This window comes from Streptococcus sp. IsoGale022, from assembly GCF_031142805.1.
Classification (GTDB): domain Bacteria; phylum Bacillota; class Bacilli; order Lactobacillales; family Streptococcaceae; genus Streptococcus; species Streptococcus sanguinis_A.
In genome coordinates this window covers 69,878-86,070 of sequence record NZ_JAKZJI010000006.1, presented here as the reverse complement: position 1 = coordinate 86,070, position 16,193 = coordinate 69,878, and the positions used below count along the sequence as shown (strand labels likewise).

16 protein-coding genes are annotated in these 16,193 nt (G+C 44.6%); 3 read left to right on the top strand and 13 right to left on the bottom strand.

Translation table 11 applies throughout. The features are described 5' to 3' along the window. Positions 1–54 precede the first annotated feature (54 nt). The 7 genes from RG608_RS04820 to cdaA form a co-directional block, all read right to left on the bottom strand. Positions 55–216, bottom strand: a complete 162-nt coding sequence (locus tag RG608_RS04820; RefSeq protein WP_268686470.1) for a hypothetical protein — start codon at positions 214–216, stop codon at positions 55–57. 11 nt (positions 217–227) lie between these two features. After that, positions 228–1,538: a GTPase ObgE gene (gene obgE, locus RG608_RS04815; RefSeq protein WP_308946621.1), complete on the bottom strand. Its 1,311-nt coding sequence runs from the start codon at positions 1,536–1,538 to the stop codon at positions 228–230. A gap of 50 nt (positions 1,539–1,588) precedes the next feature. Next, positions 1,589–1,717: a DUF4044 domain-containing protein gene (locus RG608_RS04810; protein WP_002895969.1), complete on the bottom strand. Its 129-nt coding sequence runs from the start codon at positions 1,715–1,717 to the stop codon at positions 1,589–1,591. A 117-nt stretch (positions 1,718–1,834) separates the two neighbouring features. Next, positions 1,835–3,499 (bottom strand): Ig-like domain-containing protein, encoded by a 1,665-nt coding sequence (locus RG608_RS04805; RefSeq protein WP_308946620.1) that lies wholly within the window; start codon positions 3,497–3,499, stop codon positions 1,835–1,837. A 127-nt stretch (positions 3,500–3,626) separates the two neighbouring features. Further along, positions 3,627–4,979, bottom strand: a complete 1,353-nt coding sequence (gene glmM / locus RG608_RS04800; RefSeq protein ID WP_268686467.1) for a phosphoglucosamine mutase — start codon at positions 4,977–4,979, stop codon at positions 3,627–3,629. A 94-nt stretch (positions 4,980–5,073) separates the two neighbouring features. Beyond that, positions 5,074–5,838, bottom strand: coding sequence for a YbbR-like domain-containing protein (locus RG608_RS04795; protein ID WP_176693545.1), 765 nt, complete (start codon positions 5,836–5,838; stop codon positions 5,074–5,076). Then, positions 5,826–6,674 carry a diadenylate cyclase CdaA gene (gene cdaA, locus RG608_RS04790; RefSeq protein ID WP_308946619.1) on the bottom strand — a complete coding sequence of 283 codons (849 nt, stop codon included), beginning with the start codon at positions 6,672–6,674 and terminating at the stop codon, positions 5,826–5,828. Before cdaA ends, RG608_RS04795 begins: the two co-directional genes overlap by 13 nt. Positions 6,675–6,906: 232 nt before the next feature. Here cdaA and murT point away from each other — a divergent pair, with 232 nt between their 5' ends. From murT to RG608_RS04775, 3 genes are read left to right on the top strand one after another with little or no spacing between them, the layout of a single operon-like run. Further along, positions 6,907–8,250 (top strand): lipid II isoglutaminyl synthase subunit MurT, encoded by a 1,344-nt coding sequence (gene murT, locus RG608_RS04785; RefSeq protein WP_308946618.1) that lies wholly within the window; start codon positions 6,907–6,909, stop codon positions 8,248–8,250. Beyond that, positions 8,250–9,035, top strand: coding sequence for a lipid II isoglutaminyl synthase subunit GatD (gatD, locus tag RG608_RS04780; protein ID WP_308946617.1), 786 nt, complete (start codon positions 8,250–8,252; stop codon positions 9,033–9,035). The genes murT and gatD overlap by 1 nt, the downstream gene beginning before the upstream one ends. A gap of 18 nt (positions 9,036–9,053) precedes the next feature. Continuing rightward, a complete protein-coding gene (locus tag RG608_RS04775) occupies positions 9,054–9,311 on the top strand; it encodes a LapA family protein (protein WP_308946616.1) in 258 nt (85 codons plus the stop codon). A gap of 14 nt (positions 9,312–9,325) precedes the next feature. Here the strand turns inward: RG608_RS04775 and RG608_RS04770 are convergent, their stop codons facing one another. From RG608_RS04770 to RG608_RS04745, 6 genes are all read right to left on the bottom strand, one after another. Further along, positions 9,326–10,507 (bottom strand): MFS transporter, encoded by a 1,182-nt coding sequence (locus tag RG608_RS04770; protein ID WP_308946615.1) that lies wholly within the window; start codon positions 10,505–10,507, stop codon positions 9,326–9,328. 78 nt (positions 10,508–10,585) lie between these two features. Further along, positions 10,586–11,449 carry a MutR family transcriptional regulator gene (locus tag RG608_RS04765; protein ID WP_308946614.1) on the bottom strand — a complete coding sequence of 288 codons (864 nt, stop codon included), beginning with the start codon at positions 11,447–11,449 and terminating at the stop codon, positions 10,586–10,588. A gap of 458 nt (positions 11,450–11,907) precedes the next feature. Further along, complete coding sequence (locus tag RG608_RS04760) at positions 11,908–13,803, bottom strand: ABC-F family ATP-binding cassette domain-containing protein (RefSeq protein ID WP_308946613.1); 1,896 nt, start codon at positions 13,801–13,803, stop codon at positions 11,908–11,910. A 252-nt stretch (positions 13,804–14,055) separates the two neighbouring features. Further along, positions 14,056–14,421, bottom strand: a complete 366-nt coding sequence (locus RG608_RS04755) for a hypothetical protein (protein WP_002910181.1) — start codon at positions 14,419–14,421, stop codon at positions 14,056–14,058. 4 nt (positions 14,422–14,425) lie between these two features. After that, positions 14,426–15,145 (bottom strand): matrixin family metalloprotease, encoded by a 720-nt coding sequence (locus tag RG608_RS04750; protein ID WP_002904157.1) that lies wholly within the window; start codon positions 15,143–15,145, stop codon positions 14,426–14,428. A 177-nt stretch (positions 15,146–15,322) separates the two neighbouring features. Then, on the bottom strand, positions 15,323–16,183 hold the full coding sequence (locus tag RG608_RS04745) for a DNA/RNA non-specific endonuclease (protein ID WP_308946612.1): 861 nt from the start codon (positions 16,181–16,183) through the stop codon (positions 15,323–15,325). Positions 16,184–16,193 lie beyond the last annotated feature (10 nt).

The following is a 16,193-nucleotide window of genomic DNA, read 5'->3' as shown; positions in this document are numbered from 1 at the left end:
TTTAAAAACGCTGAGAAATCTTTCCCAGCGTTTATAGTTTGAAAATCGAACGTTTTATCCCTCTTCCGCTTTCGCTAATGCTTCTCTTTCCAGACGCAGCTTGCGCTTGGGATTAAGTTTATTAAATAGCTCTTCTAGCTTTTCTGCATTCCAGACGTCGGCTGCAGAGACAAAATTTCCATTTTCATCCCGGAAGGATATTGGTTTATCACCCATTGCAAGCCTCCTTAGTCAACGAATTCAAACTCGAACTTGCCGATGCGAACCAGATCTCCATCCTTAGCTCCGCGAGCGCGAAGTGCTTCATCAACGCCCATACCACGAAGTTGACGGGCAAATTTCATAACTGCCTCATCACGGTCAAAGTTGGTCATATTAAAGAGTTTCTCCAGCTTGTCACCTGACAGCACCCAAGTCGCATCATCATCACGAGAAATTTCAAAGGCTGGTGCTTCTTCGTCAAAGCCATAGTAAGCTTCTTCTTCCATTTCAGACTCATCGTAAAGCAAGAACTCTGGCGTCTTATCCAGTAATTCTGCGGTCGCATCCAAGAGGGTCGCAAGTCCCTGCTTAGTAAGACTGGAAATGGGGAAGATTTGCGGTAGGTCAGCAAACTCATCATAATTAGCCGCTAATTTCTCTTTGAATATATTGAGATTTTCAGCACTATCAGGCATGTCCATCTTGTTAGCGACAATAATCTGCGGGCGCTCCATGAGGCGAAGATTATAGGATTCCAACTCTTTATTGATAGCTAGATAGTCCTCATAAGGGTCACGTCCCTCACTTGCTGACATATCGATGACATGCAGGATGACCCGTGTCCGCTCAATATGACGGAGAAACTGGGTTCCCAGTCCAACCCCTTGGCTGGCCCCCTCAACCAAACCTGGTAGATCTGCTACTGCAAAGGACTCTCCAGAGTGAGTGCGAACCATGCCTAGATTAGGCACGATGGTCGTAAAATGATAAGCACCAATCTTAGGTTTAGCCGCTGTAATGACGCTGAGCAGAGTGGATTTTCCGACAGAAGGGAAGCCGACCAGACCAACGTCTGCTAGTACCTTGAGCTCCAGCAGAAGCTCCCGTTCTTGACCTGGTTCTCCATTCTCAGAAATCTCTGGAGCAGGATTTTTAGGCGTCGCAAAGCGGATATTTCCACGACCGCCTCGGCCACCACGCGCTACGATAAATTCTTGACCATTTTCTACCAGGTCCGTCAGCACCTTGCCAGTCTCTGCATCACGAACTGTCGTCCCCTGCGGCACTCGAACAATCAAGTTCTCAGCACCACGGCCATGCATGCCCTTAGTCATGCCCTTTTCACCAGACTGAGCCTTGAAGTGGCGATTGTAACGAAAATCCATCAGGGTGCGCAGGCCCTCGTCTACGACAAAAACAACATTGCCGCCACGACCGCCATCACCGCCCCAAGGACCACCGTTAGGAACATATTTTTCACGGCGAAAGGCCACCATGCCATCACCACCATTGCCAGCCTTAACTTGAATCTTGGCCGTATCTAAAAACATACTCATTTTTTCTATTCTCTTTTTCTAGTCTAAAAAAACGCCCTGAAGCGTTTGGATTAAAAGATTGCACTGAGAGCGGAAGCAAAGATAGCTCCAACTGTCACGATGAGCATGATAATCACGACCAGCATCGTCAATTTTTCAAATCCTGTTTTTTTGCGTTGTCCGTTATCTCCAAAAGCCACGATAACACCTCTATCCTTTAAAAATTACTAGGTCTATTCTAACACGATTGCTCCGTTTTTTCAAATGGAAAACCATGCAAAAAGGTTTTAAGAGAAAACTCTTAAAACCTTTGAATCTTATCTAGTCTTCTTTTGAAAAAAGACATAGCTTCCAAAGCCAACTAAGATTGCCAAACCTGCAAGTGACAGCCAAAGTGTCGTTTCTTGACCAGTCTTAGGCAGAACTTTTTTGTTGCCTCCTGCAGCACCCGGATCATTGGTACCATTGTTTGAATTGTTATTTCCATTCCCTGGATTGTCTGTTCCACCCTTTGGATTGTCGGAACTGTTACCAGGGGTATTGTTACCATTGCCTGGGGTGTTATTTGGATTATTATTTGGGTTGTTGTTTGGATTGTTGTTATTGCCAGGAGTTGGTGGCTGAACTGACTTGCCTGGATCATTACCTCTATAGGTATTTGTAAAGACCGGATCCAAGTCATACTTGACAGAGCCCAAAAGCTCACCATTAACACCTGTTACAGTAACTGTCAGCTGTGCTTCCTTGTCATCATAGACGTAGTTAGGATCGTTTCCTGGGATTTCCTTAATGCTGTAGCGGTAAGTACCAGCAGCACTGTAGTTCAAGGCCTTGAAGTTAATAGAGCCGTCTGCTTCATTGGTAACAGTTTGAAGCAAGTTACCGTTTTCATCAAAGAGACCAAAGGTAAACTGTCCCTTTTCTAATTTTTTGTTAACAAGCTTTTTCTGAGCTTTAATCATTACATCTTTTGCCAACAACCCGCTTCCTTTACCAGAACCGTCTTCCAAACGGACTGACTTAGTAATGCTGCGCTCTGGGAAGCCTTTTGCTGTCCAAGACAAGGTGTTGTTAACCACATCGCCTACTTGAACACCATCTGGTACGCGAGTAGAGTACTCGATGTACATTGGCCAGTTGTAGTTATCACCAAAGTTGATGGTAAAGCCATTAACATCACCATTAGCATTTTGCGAAAGAACCGCCTTATTAGTGAAGTTATCCAAAACAGGCAGAGTCAGCAAGTGCGCTTCATTGCGGATACCACCTTCTACAGGAGCATAACGAACTGCGCGCAATGTACCTGGTACCAATGTCAGACCATCGCCAAAGTTGTCTGAAATCACCATGTTGCGAAGCATGTCCTGTCTTGCATTCAGGATAATGCGCCATTTGACAATCTTTGGATCGCTACTGTCTTGGTAACCATATTTCATTTCATATTCACCAGCAGTTCCTTCTACCTTTTCGTATTGGAAAGAAAAATCTGTCTGGCCAAATTTGAAGGAAATCGGCCCTGAATTTTGCACCTTGTCGTTATTAACTCGTACATTAAAAGTCAGGGACATTTCTTTTTGTTCGGTGTAATTAGTAAAGTAATTACTGAAAGTTACCGTAACCGTTTGATTCGCTGGATTCGCTTGGGCTTTTCCGACTACTTCTCCCTTGTGATTGACAACATCAGATACTTGGAAGTTTAAGGGAGTAATCAGGGTTAATTCCTGTGGCAGTGAGAAAGTGAGGGTGTCCCCTTCAGCGATAGTTTGAGATGACGGGAATGTGAAACTAGTTGTTACAGACAGAGTTTCATTGGTCATAACTGTTGAGTCACTTGTTAATGGCACACCATTTTTAGTGATACTGGTTTGTTGAGTATAGTCTGTTACCTCAGCAGCCTGAGTCCTAGCAGCAAAACCAATACCTGTAACAATAGCCGTTAACAAGATTAAAATTTTAAGAATGATCGTCTTCTTATCTTTCATTTTATGCTCCTTTCATAGCTTATTATACCAAGAGTATTGCAATTTATCAACATTTTGTATCAAAGTGTTTAAATATTCACATAAATGTAAAAAACCAAGACGTTATGTCTCAGTTTCTTTACGTTTATTAGTCTATTCCAATTTCATCTCGAACAACATTGGCAATGGTATCTACATAATAATTTACTTCTTCGTCAGTTGGTGCTTCAGCCATGACCCTCAGCAGAGGCTCAGTTCCACTCGGGCGAACCAAAATCCGGCCATTGCCAGCCATTTCGGCTTCCATTCTTTCAATCACCGTCTTGATAGCTGGAACTTCCATCGCCTTATCCTTCATGCTGTTTTCCACACGGATATTGACCAGTTTCTGCGGATAGATGGTTACTTCAGCAGCCAATTCAGATAGCTTCTTACCAGTTTCCTGCATGACCTTGGTCAATTGCACAGCTGAAAGCTGACCGTCACCTGTCGTATTGTAGTCCATGATGATAACATGTCCAGACTGCTCGCCACCTAGATTATAACCATTCTTACGCATTTCCTCTACTACATAGCGGTCACCAACTGCTGTCACAGTCTTTTGGATACCTTCACGATCCAAAGCCTTATGGAAGCCTAGATTGGACATGACAGTCGTAACAATGGTATTCTGCGCTAACTCACCTTTCTCAGACAGATACTTACCGATGATGTACATAATCTTGTCACCATCTACTAGTTCGCCATTCTCATCCACAGCAATCAAGCGATCGCTATCTCCATCAAAGGCCAGACCAATCGCTGCACCAGACTCACGGACAACCTCCTGCAGAGCTTCTGGATGCGTAGAGCCAACATTCAGATTGATATTGAGGCCGTCTGGATTTTCTCCGATAATCGTCAACTGTGCTCCAAGGTCTGCAAAAATCTGACGGGCGCTGGTAGAAGCCGCACCGTTGGCCGTATCTAAGGCCACATGCATTCCTTCTAGTTCCAAGCCAGTTGAAACCAAGTATTGTTGGTATTTGCGCAACCCTTCTGGATAGTCAACCAAGTCACCTAAACCTTCGGCGCTTGGACGTGGCAAGGTATCTTCAGCTGCGTCCAGCAAAGCTTCGATTTCCAATTCACGCTCGTCATCCAGCTTATAGCCGTCACCACCAAAGAATTTGATCCCATTATCCAAAGCTGGATTGTGGCTGGCAGAAATCATGACTCCCGCGCTGGCCTTCTCTGACTTAACCAAATAAGCTACACCAGGCGTTGCAATGACACCCAGTTTATATACATGAATTCCAACGGACAAAAGTCCTGCAACCAAGGCGCTTTCCAGCATTTCTCCTGAAATTCGAGTATCACGGCCAACAAAGACCCGAGGAACTTCACTTTCGTGCTGGCTCAGAACATAACCACCAAAGCGGCCAAGTTTAAAGGCCAATTCCGGTGTTAATTCCACATTTGCTTCTCCGCGAACACCATCGGTTCCAAAGTATTTACCCATTATAAATAGTTTCCTTTCATAAGACCTGAATGTAAAGATTTAGGCTGCAAGCAAGGCAGACCGCTTTAATCCAAGTTTATTTTCAAAATTTTATTTAGTTTTTATTTGATGAGCTCGTATTTGAGCTGCTGTTAGAGGAGGACGAGCCAGAGTTGTCTGCTGTTTTAGTGTTGACACGCATAGTCGTTTCAAATGGTGTCACCACGCTTGGCATAACATTTCCCTGACCATCAACAGCCTGCAGCGGCGCTGTCCCGCTATAGTTGCCAGTGATAATGACATTGGTTGGGAGAATAGCTACGACATATTCAATCTTAGACAAGGTCTCCTCGTCACTGGTCACTGTAGCTTCCTTGTTTTCCAAGGTTACACCACTGATAGACACATTTTCAGCCACCTGACTGTCTGTGATGAGGTAGCGGACCTCAACCTTCTTGCTGGCTTTTTTACCAATCTTAACAGAAATCTTCTGTGGAGTGACTGTAGCAGTCAGACCGCTTGGCAGGTTTTCAACCTTTAGCGGAATTTCTACTGTTCCTTCTGTAGCCTTAGAAAGATCAGCTACAACTCGAAACTTCCGAGTACTTTCCTGCATTTCACTGGCTAGATTGACCCGGTTGGAGCCTGTTAGGGCGACGGAAACTTCAGAAGTAAAGCCGCTGATAAAGTAATTCTCGCTGTCATATTTGATGTCAATTGGCACATTGGAAACCGTATTGGTATAAGTTTCAGATGTGACCTGTCGAACTCCAGTATTGTTTTGATAACTGCTAGAGGTTGCATAGACAAAAAGCACTAGGGCAAAGAAAAACGAAGAGATGATATAAAGAATTTTTTTACGTTTTTTCATTTCTTCCATCCTCCCATGAAGCGTTTTTTCAAACCTGCTGACTTGTCCTGCTCTGATAAGAAGACCTTTCTCAACTCTGTCTCAAACTCATCCAGAGTCAAATCATGCTTGAAAATTCCATTGTGCGTAGTGGAAATACCACCAGTTTCTTCTGAAACGACAAAAGTAAACGCATCGGATACTTCAGACAGGCCAATAGCTGCGCGGTGCCGGGTTCCAAACTCCTTAGAGATGCCGCTGCTTTCTGTCAGAGGCAGGTAGGCACAGGAAGCTGCAATCTTATTGTTTTTTATAATGACAGCTCCATCGTGCAATGGCGTATTGGGGATAAAAATGTTGATTAGCAGCTCTCCGGACACATCTGCATCCAAAGGAATCCCTGTTGCAATGTACTCCTGCAAGGTACGGGTTCCCTGAATGGCCACCAAAGCCCCGATTTTCCGCGGACTCATATAGGCAACAGATTTGACAAAGGCCTGAACCATTTTTTCTTCGTTACTGATGGGCGTCGCAGAAAAAATATCTGTTGCACGGCCAAGCTTTTCTAATCCTGCCCGAATCTCAGGCGAGAAAATCACCACAGCCGCAATGACCCCGTATGTGATGACCTGATTAATCAACCAAGAAATGGTGGTCAAGCCGATGATATTGGCAAAAAACTGTGCCAAGATAAAGAAGAGCACACCGCGGACCAAAATCATAATCTTCGTACCAGCAATGGCCTTGATTAGATAATATAGAATCCATGCGACGATAGCGACGTCAATAATATTAATTACAATCCTCCAAGGGTCAGAAAACAAACTGGCCCAATATTGGAGATTGGTTAGTTGTTGAAAATTCATACTTAGACTTCCTACTCCTCTACAAGCAAAATCAAACAGCTGTAGCAACAAATCGAACTTATTAAATCTAGTCACAGCCTGATTTTATCTTGTAATTAGAGTTCACTCAATTAACTTCTCTCTTTTTATTTTACAGTGGGTCTTAATGCTTAAAGACTTACCAACCCATTATATCACGTTTGTCAATATTTTTCTGTAACCTTCTTTACTTTTTTATGATAAAATATTTCTTATGAAGATAAATACAGCATTGGGCCTCTTGGCAGGCAAGTCCTCCCACTTTGTTCTCAGCAAAATGGGACGTGGATCAACCCTGCCAGGGAAAGTTGCCCTGACATTTGATAAAAATATTTTACAGAACCTAGCAAAGAACTATGAGGTCGTGGTTATTACCGGAACCAATGGTAAAACCCTGACTACAGCTCTGACAGTAGGCATTCTCAAGGAAGCCTTCGGAGAAGTGGTGACCAATCCCAGCGGTGCCAATATGATTACGGGGATTACCACAACCTTCCTAACCGCTAAGAAAGGCAAATCTGGCAAAAATATCGCTGTTCTGGAAATAGATGAAGCCAGCCTATCTCGGATTTGTGATTATATCAAGCCTAGCCTCTTCGTCTTTACCAATATTTTCCGAGACCAGATGGATCGCTATGGTGAGATCTACACGACCTACCAGATGATTCTGGATGCTGCAGCTAAAGTGCCTGAAGCGACTGTACTGATGAATGGCGACAGCCCCCTCTTTAACTCGGTCAGCCTGAAGAATCCTGTCTGCTACTATGGATTTGACACCGAGAAAGATCAGGCTCAGCTCGCTCACTACAATACTGAAGGCATCCTCTGTCCCAAGTGCGAGCATATCCTCAAATACGAGCTCAACACCTATGCCAATCTGGGAGCTTATATCTGTGAGGACTGTGACTTCAAGCGTCCTAAGCTTGACTACAGCCTGACCGCTCTCAAAACACTTGAGCATAACCGCTCTGCCTTTACCATTGATGAACAAGACTATCAGATCAATATCGGCGGTCTCTACAATATCTATAACGCTCTTGCAGCAGTGTCAGTAGCTCAGTTCTTTGGTGTCGAGCCGGCTACTATCAAGGCTGGCTTTGACAAGAGCCGGGCTGTCTTTGGCCGTCAGGAAACTTTCAAAATCGGCGATAAGGAATGTACCTTAGTCTTGATTAAAAATCCTGTTGGAGCGACCCAAGCTTTAGATATGATTGGACTTGCACCCTTTGACTTTAGTTTGTCCGTCCTGCTCAACGCCAACTATGCGGACGGCATTGATACCAGCTGGATCTGGGATGCTGATTTTGAGAAGATTTTAGAGATGGAAATTCCTCATGTCATTGCAGGTGGTGTGCGCCACTCTGAGATTGCTCGTCGACTGCGGGTAACGGGCTATCCAGCAGATCAGATTACTGAAGTCAAAGATTTAGAAGCAGTATTTAAGGCCATTGAGCAGCAAGAAACCAAGCATGCCTATATCTTAGCAACTTATACTGCTATGCTGGAATTCCGTGATCTACTGGCAGAACGACAAGTAGTCAGAAAGGAGATGAACTAATGGTTTACAGATCCCTCACTTCTCCTGAAAACCAGGATTACCGTTACGATATTAAAGTTGCCCACCTCTATGGCAATCTCATGAATACCTACGGCGATAACGGCAATGTTCTCATGCTCAAGTATGTGGCTGAAAAGCTAGGTGCTAGGGTTGAAGTCGATATCGTCTCTCTAGAAGATGACTTTGACAAGGATGCTTACAACATCGTCTTCTTTGGTGGAGGCCAAGACTATGAGCAAACAATCGTGGCTCGTGACTTGCCAGCTAAAAAAGAAGCTTTGGAAAGCTTTATCAATGAAAATGGCGTAGTGCTAGCTATCTGCGGTGGCTTCCAACTCTTAGGCCAATACTATATCGAAGCTTCTGGCCGTCGAATCGAAGGCCTGGGCATCATGGGCCACTACACCCTCAACCAGACCAATAACCGCTATATCGGTGACATCAAGATCCATAATGAAGAATTCGATGAAACCTACTACGGCTTTGAAAATCACCAAGGACGGACTTTCCTCTCTGACGACGAAAAACCTCTGGGCAAAGTCGTCTATGGAAATGGCAACAACCAAGAAGACGGCAATGAAGGCGTCCACTATAAGAATGTCTTTGGCTCCTACTTCCATGGTCCCATCTTGTCCCGCAATGCAAACTTGGCCTACCGTCTGGTGACTACCGCTCTGAAAAATAAGTATGGCTCAGATATTAAACTGGCTGCTTATGAAGATATCCTTGCCCAAGAAATCCCAGAAGAATACGGAGATATCAAAAGCAAGGCTGAGTTTGAATAGATAAACAGGAGAATCACTATGAAAGAAAAATTGCATTATATCCTGCTTTTAATTACTATTCTATTGGTGGCCAGTATTTCCTTGGCCAATATGCAGAGCGTCAATGTTAGCTTTATCTTGTTCAGCTTCAGACTTCCCTTAATCATATTGATTTTGGTCTCAGTGCTCCTAGGCTCTGTCACGACCTTTCTCATCAGCATGTTAAAAAACTTCTCGCTGAAAAAAGAGCTTAAGAAAACAAAAGAAGCACTTAAAAATTCCCATACAGAAAACTAGGTTGGAAATCCAGCCTAGTCTTTTTGTATTCTCTTCTGGTAAAGGTAAGAAATCAAAGCCAATCCCATCACTCCGGAACCAATCAGAAGAAAGGAAAGGGTGCGGACACTCGGCAGAAGAGTCATCAGAAAAGTCGCAGGAGGCATGAAAAGAATGGCCAGCGTGTAAATCGTTGAGAAAACGCGGCCTAGATACTGCTTGTCCACCTTGGTCTGAACCTGGCTGAAGAAATGAATGTTGAACACAGTCATAAAGAGCTCGCAAATAAGATTTCCAGAATAAGAAAAATATGGATGAACAGGTAGCAAGGCAGAGACGCCCATGACTGCGACTCCAACACCAGTCAATAGCAGAGCTACAAGTAAATTGCCCATACTGGCCTTAACCTTGCTAGCTAGAATAGCTCCGATGATTGAGCCTACAGCTCCCAAACTCAAAATAGTTGCATAAGAGCCGGTCTTGCCGTAGAGCTGATTGGTAAAAGGCAATAGATAATTAAAAGCCGAAAAGAAAAAGTTGACTGCAGAAGCTACCAAAAGCAGAAAGAAAATTTCTTTTTGCTGACGGATATAAACTAAACCTTCCTTGGTATCTCTTAGGATATTGCCAAGATTAATAGGAGATTTCTGCTTGCTTGGCCCATGATTGGGCAGAAAATAAACCAAGGCAAAAGCCAGAAAGAAGCTAAGGGCATCCAGCTGAAGGGTCACGCGCAGATTTGCATACTGCATCACGATAAAAGACAGAACTGGAGCTGAGACACTGATAACCTGCAAGGCCAATTCCAGATGAGAATTGTAGACTACGATGTCTTCCTTGTCCACAATCTCTGTGATGTAGGACTTATTAGCTGGCCTAGAAAAAGCAAAGGCTATAGCCTGGACCACATTAGCAAAAATCAGCGCCCCTATCATGAGTCGGTCATTAGAGATAAAGGAAATCAGCAGACAAAGACCAGCGCAAATCAAGTCCGTTACCATCAGCACCTTACGTCTGGAAAAACGGTCTGTAATGGCTCCCCCAAAAGGATTGAATAAGATGGAAGTGACTAGCTCTGATATCTGATAAATGCCCAAGACCGTCTGTCCCAGAGCTCCCAAAGAAGCAAGCCAGATGCTGTTTCCATAGTCATAGAGCATATTTCCAATTTTATTAATAGCAGCCCGTGTAATCAGCTGTGCAGCCTGTCGATTCATAAAAATACCTCCTTCCATTTCTGAAACTATTGTATCAGGAATAGAGGGAGGTTCTTTGTTTTTCCCATATTTGGGAAATTATACTTTTACAAACTTATGGAAATGCTCTTGATAATAGGCAACTTGCTCTGGTAAATTCAGCACTTCAAAGATATGCATGGCTTCCTGCATTTGCTTGGTTCCCTGCTTATTATGTCCCTTCTGATAAGCCGCAAAACCTTTGAGATAGAGGAATACATTGCGTTCATAGAGTTTGATGCCCTTGCCAATGATTTTCTCTATGTAAGCCTCAAAATAACTAGCCTTATCAAAAGAACAACTTTCCAAACAATGCTGGTAACAATTGAGCGCTATAATCAAGACTAATTTCTTATGGCGACCGATTTCTTTGTAGTAGTTCTCCCTCTCCATGACTTCCTTGCCCAGACGGTAGACGTAGTCCACATCATAGAAACTATAGAGATTGCCAAAGAGGATAAGCTCGTACATGGTCCAGTCTTCCACTTGAAAGAGATAATCGGCCACCTTATCTAAATCCTCTTGCCTCATACAAAACTGCCTGTCTCGCTGACAAATCAAGCCCTGCAGCAAAATCCAATTCAGTTCATAGTAAAGAGGCGCGTTGCTGGCCTTGGCCTTTTCCAACTGCTCCGCTTGCAAGTCTTGAAATCCCTTGATGTCATTTGAGTAGTAAAGAGGGATAATCTGACCCATCATAGCCACGTGCTCATGCTGCTGGAAATTCCGAGCCTTATCCATAAAATTTTCAAGAGTCACATGAATATTATCCAAGAGATCTAAAAATTTCGAGAGAGTCATGTCCGACTCACCCAACTCAAAACGAGACAGCTGAGAGGTCGAGCAAACCTGACCCGCCGCTTCCTTCAATGAATAATGTCCATTTAAACGAAAATCACGAAAAACTTTGCCTAAATTTTCCATTTGTTTACCACTTCAATTCCTTTAATTGCTGTTTCGCTTCCCTAGTCGCTCTTTCAAAACTATCTTCACCGCCCCTTATTCGGATTTTATTTTCAAACGACGCTATTTTCGTCAAAATCTTATCGTCTGAAAATCAGAAAAGGCAAATTCTGCTAAAAGAACTCGTCAGAAAATAGAAAGTTCGGGATTTGCTCTCAGACCAACCGTCAGAAAATCTGACAGAGTCATTTTGCTCCAAAATAGCTTTTCAGAAAATCTGACGGACTGACTTGTCTTTAAAAGAACTTAGATTGCATGAAGAATGCTTTCTTTTCCTCGAAAAAATCTCAGAGCACATGTAAAAATTCGTTTTTTACTCTTTTTTAGCTGATTTCACATGTGAATTAAGCATTATGAGCTCTGGGGAGCTCATTTTACACGGAAACTAGGCATCTTTGCGCAGGTTCGATTGGCTCCTTCTACACCTTCTCTGCCAGTTCTTCCCATTCTAGCATGGCTTCTTCTTGGGCAGCGGTCAGCTGGTCGATTTGTTGCTGGCTCTCCATGAGTTCGCTAGCGTCATTGGTTGCCTGCATGGCTTCCTGAAGCTGACTAATCTGGCTGTCCAAGTCCTCGATTTGCGCTTCCAGTTGTTCTAGGCGACGGGCCAAACGACGCTGTTCTTTCTGGTTTTCCTTTTGAAGCTGATAGTCATTGGCAGGTGCTGGCTTGTCAGGACTAGTCTGCTCCGTCTCCTCACGCAAGGCTTCCTGCTCTGCTTTTTTCTCAAGATAGTAGTCATAATCACCCAGATAAAGGGTGGAGCCTGTTTCAGAAAGTTCGATAATCTGTGTGGCTACACGATTGATAAAGTAACGGTCATGGCTGACAAAGAGCAGGGTGCCGTCAAAGTCAATCAGGGCATTTTCCAGCACTTCCTTGCTGTCAATGTCCAGATGGTTGGTCGGCTCGTCTAGGATGAGGAAGTTGTTGTTTTCCATAGACAGCTTTGCTAGAAGCAACCGCGCCCGCTCTCCACCTGATAGCATGCCGACAGACTTCTTGACATCGTCTCCCGAGAAGAGGAAAGCGCCTAAGCGATTGCGAATTTCGACCTCTGGCGTCATCTTGAAGTCATTCCATAGCTCGTCAAGTACCGTATTGCTGGGAGTCAATTTGCTCTGGGTCTGGTCATAGTAGCCCACTTCCACATTAGCCCCCAGCTGCTCCTTGCCTCTAATGAAGGGCACTTGACCGATTAGTGATTTAATCAAGGTCGTCTTTCCAATTCCATTTGGCCCGACAATAGCTACCGCATTAAACTTGCGAATGTCAAGGTTAATTGGCTCCGACAGGACTTCCTCGCCATAGCCAATAGCCGCATCTTCCAGAGTCAGAACGACATTTCCTGAAACTTTATCGGCTTTGAAAGTCATATTAGCCGAGCGACTGCCTGCCTCCGGCTTGTCCAAACGCTCCATCTTTTCCAGCTGCTTGCGGCGGGACTGGGCCCGCTTGGTCGTAGAGGCCCGGACCAGGTTGCGATTGACAAAGTCCTCCAGCGCAGCGATTTCTTTCTGTTGCTTTTCATAGTTCTTAGCTTCAGTGGCTAACTTCTGCTCCTTTTGGACCACAAAGCTAGAGTAATTGCCCACATAGCGATCCAAGGAATGCTTGGTCAAGTCCAGCGTGATGGTCGCAACCTTGTCTAGGAAATAGCGGTCGTGGCTGACGATGATCAAGGCACCACTGTAGTTGACTAAGTAAGTCTCCAGCCAGGCAATGGTCTCAATATCCAAGTGGTTGGTCGGCTCGTCCAGTACCAGCAGCTCTGGCTTTTCCAACAGCATCTTAGCCAGCGCCAGACGGGTATTCTGCCCGCCTGAAAGCTCAGAAATCTTCATCTGCCACATGGACTGGTCAAACTTGAAGCCATTCAAAATCGCTCGAATATCGGCCTCGTAGGTAAAACCACCTTTCTGGCGAAAGTCCTCTGACAGCTGGTCATACTGGGTCATGAGAGCAGTCAGCTCTCCCCCTGACAATTCTCCCATTTGCAGCTCCATCTGCCGCAAGCGTTTTTCTTGCTGACGCAGACTATCAAAGACCAGCAGCATCTCGTCGTAGATGGTATTCTCCGACTCAAAGCGGCTGTCCTGAGCCAGATAGGACAGGGACAGGTCTCGTTTTTTATTGATCTGACCAGAAGTGGGCTCTTCCTCGCCCACCAAAATCTTGAGCAGGGTTGACTTCCCAGCTCCATTTTTACCGACGAGGGCAATCCGATCACCCTCATCCACCTGCAGGTTAATATTGTCAAAAAGAAGCTCCCCTGCAAAAGAGCGCTCAATCTTGCTTGCTTGTAAAATAATCATAAGACCATTATAGCAGATTTCCAGAAGCACAGCTATCAGAATTCAAGAGAAAGCGAACTCAGCTCCCCAAAAGAAAAAGAGAGTGGGACAGAAATCGGTAATTCGTTAGAATTCGATTTCGTCGTCCCACCTCCGCACAGTTGAGTAGGGCTGTAAAAGCTGATGAAATCAGCGTAGTAGAGCCAACTCAACCACTGCGTCTTGCTCGACAATCCAAAGACAATTGAGAGGCTAGGACTTTTGTCCCAGCCTCTACATAAAACTATTGAGAATAGATTGATTCTGCAAAATCAGATAAATTCCCAGCAGAATCAGAAGCGCAAAGACAACAAATTTAATCATTCCCTTGATCAGACGAATAACCAGAAGGATAATCATAGATCCGACTAGCCACATAAAGGCGGAATTGTGAAAAAATCCCTGAACCGCCTCAATATTCTGTCCGAAGAAGACCTGAATGGGCGCTGGAACATGATTTTCCCAAGCCGCTGTCACTCCTAGCTGGTTGGCAATCTCATTGCCGCTTTTCCATAACCAGACAAAGATTCCTGAGTTAAAAACAAAGAGAAAAACTTGCTCTGGAAAGTGTCGAATCAAATAAAAAATAGATTTTAACATAGGCTTACGATTGATACAAGTCTTTTACAGCCTGGATATCTGTCGGCTGGATACTGTAAAATGAGCCTGCTGACTGCATCACTGATTCCTCCTCATTATGGTCTAATCCGATAGCATGGCCCAATTCGTGCGCTGCTGTATTGACAATCCGCTCATGAGAATAGGCATAGCGACTGTCCAGCAGGTAGTAACTATTAAGGCGAACCGTGACATGGGTAAACCGCTTAGTTAGGAGATTGGTCTGCGACTCAGCTTCACCAGCTGCACTGATGTTGCCATCGTTCATCTCCGTCGCAACAATGTCCGCCTTGTCTTTGTCATTGATGATTTGAAAGGTGAAGGCACCTGTTTGATTCCAAGAATCAATGGCCTCCTTATAGGCTGAACGGAAGGTTTCATTATTTGTATCGATATAAATTGTGGCGCTTGGCTGATCCCAACGAGCCCCTGTTGTTGCATGCTCATCTGTCAGCTGATCCGTCTGCGTCTCCTCACTGCTGTGAAGCCCCGTGGAAATGCCTTGGTGATTTAAAAATTGATCCACTCTGCCAACAGCTGTCTGAACAGCCTGCGTCAGTCCCTCTGTACCCGGTTCTGTCGAAGTGGTAAAATAGAAAATTCCGACAATAACCATAAAGCTCAGGACAAAGGACCAGGCAAGTCCCCAAACCACGCGCCCAATCAGACGCATGAGGAACCGGATGCTTTTAAAAATAAGTCCCATCGCAACCTCCTTTACTAGATTGTAAGAGAACGTTGATTTTACCACCGCTTTCTTAAAGAAGACTGAAAAATTCGCCTTTTTCTATACTATTAGTATAAAAGAAAATGACTACAAATTTGCAACCATTTCTTTTCATACTATTGAATACTCTTTGCAAATCCATTTTTGAGTATAAAATTAAGAACCTCTATCCAGACTGACCCTGCCACTATTATAGTCCAGGCGAATCCCTTTTTGCACATTCGGGATAAAGACATTAAATTCCAAACTACCATCGCTGGACTTGGCCTCTAAATGTGACCCAACCGGTACTAAATCAGTCTCCGTGGCATAAATCAAGGTTACCCGGTAGCGCACCCGTTTGTTCTTATCCAAAGCCTTACGGATCTTTGTCTCATAGTAATTCTGCCCTGTCGAATCCGCTTCATTGGCTTGGTTGGACCAAGCTGTCTGCACAGCGATATTGGCAGGATTGCTGGTAGAAGCATCAAAACCCTTCAAACCACCGGTCAGCGAATAGGCCAAGAGATGTCCTCGGTCCACAGCATGATTGTACTCACCAGGGAGGTTCTTGAGTTGATGCCAGCCTGCCGGTACCCATGAAGTGTTGGCATTTCCAGTTTCTTCCCGTTTTTTGTACTGGCGGGTTGACTTGGATAAAAAGGCATTCGCTACCGTCGGAAGGGTTTGCCCTTGAACAAGCTTGGTCTTATTGTCAGCGTAGGGCTTACTAGAAATCCCTGCATCCAAGTCCGTCTTATTCCCATTCACTATAAAGGCGCCAGCTCCATTCCATTCAATGCTGCCTTTGAGTTGAGCTCGGACAGCATCCGTCAGAACGCTCTCAGCCAGTTGCTGACTAGGGGTGCCCTGATCTTGGACTTGCCCAACTCTGATTTCTGAATTTGGGCTCTGAAGTGGCTGCTGACCTTCCTGTCCCCAGAAATAGCCAGCCAGAGCCAAAATCAAGGCCAGAGTCAGCCCAGCCCAGCCTTGCAGGCTCTTAGAATTCCTTTTCTGACTAGTCTTTCTTTTCATCTTCTTTCTT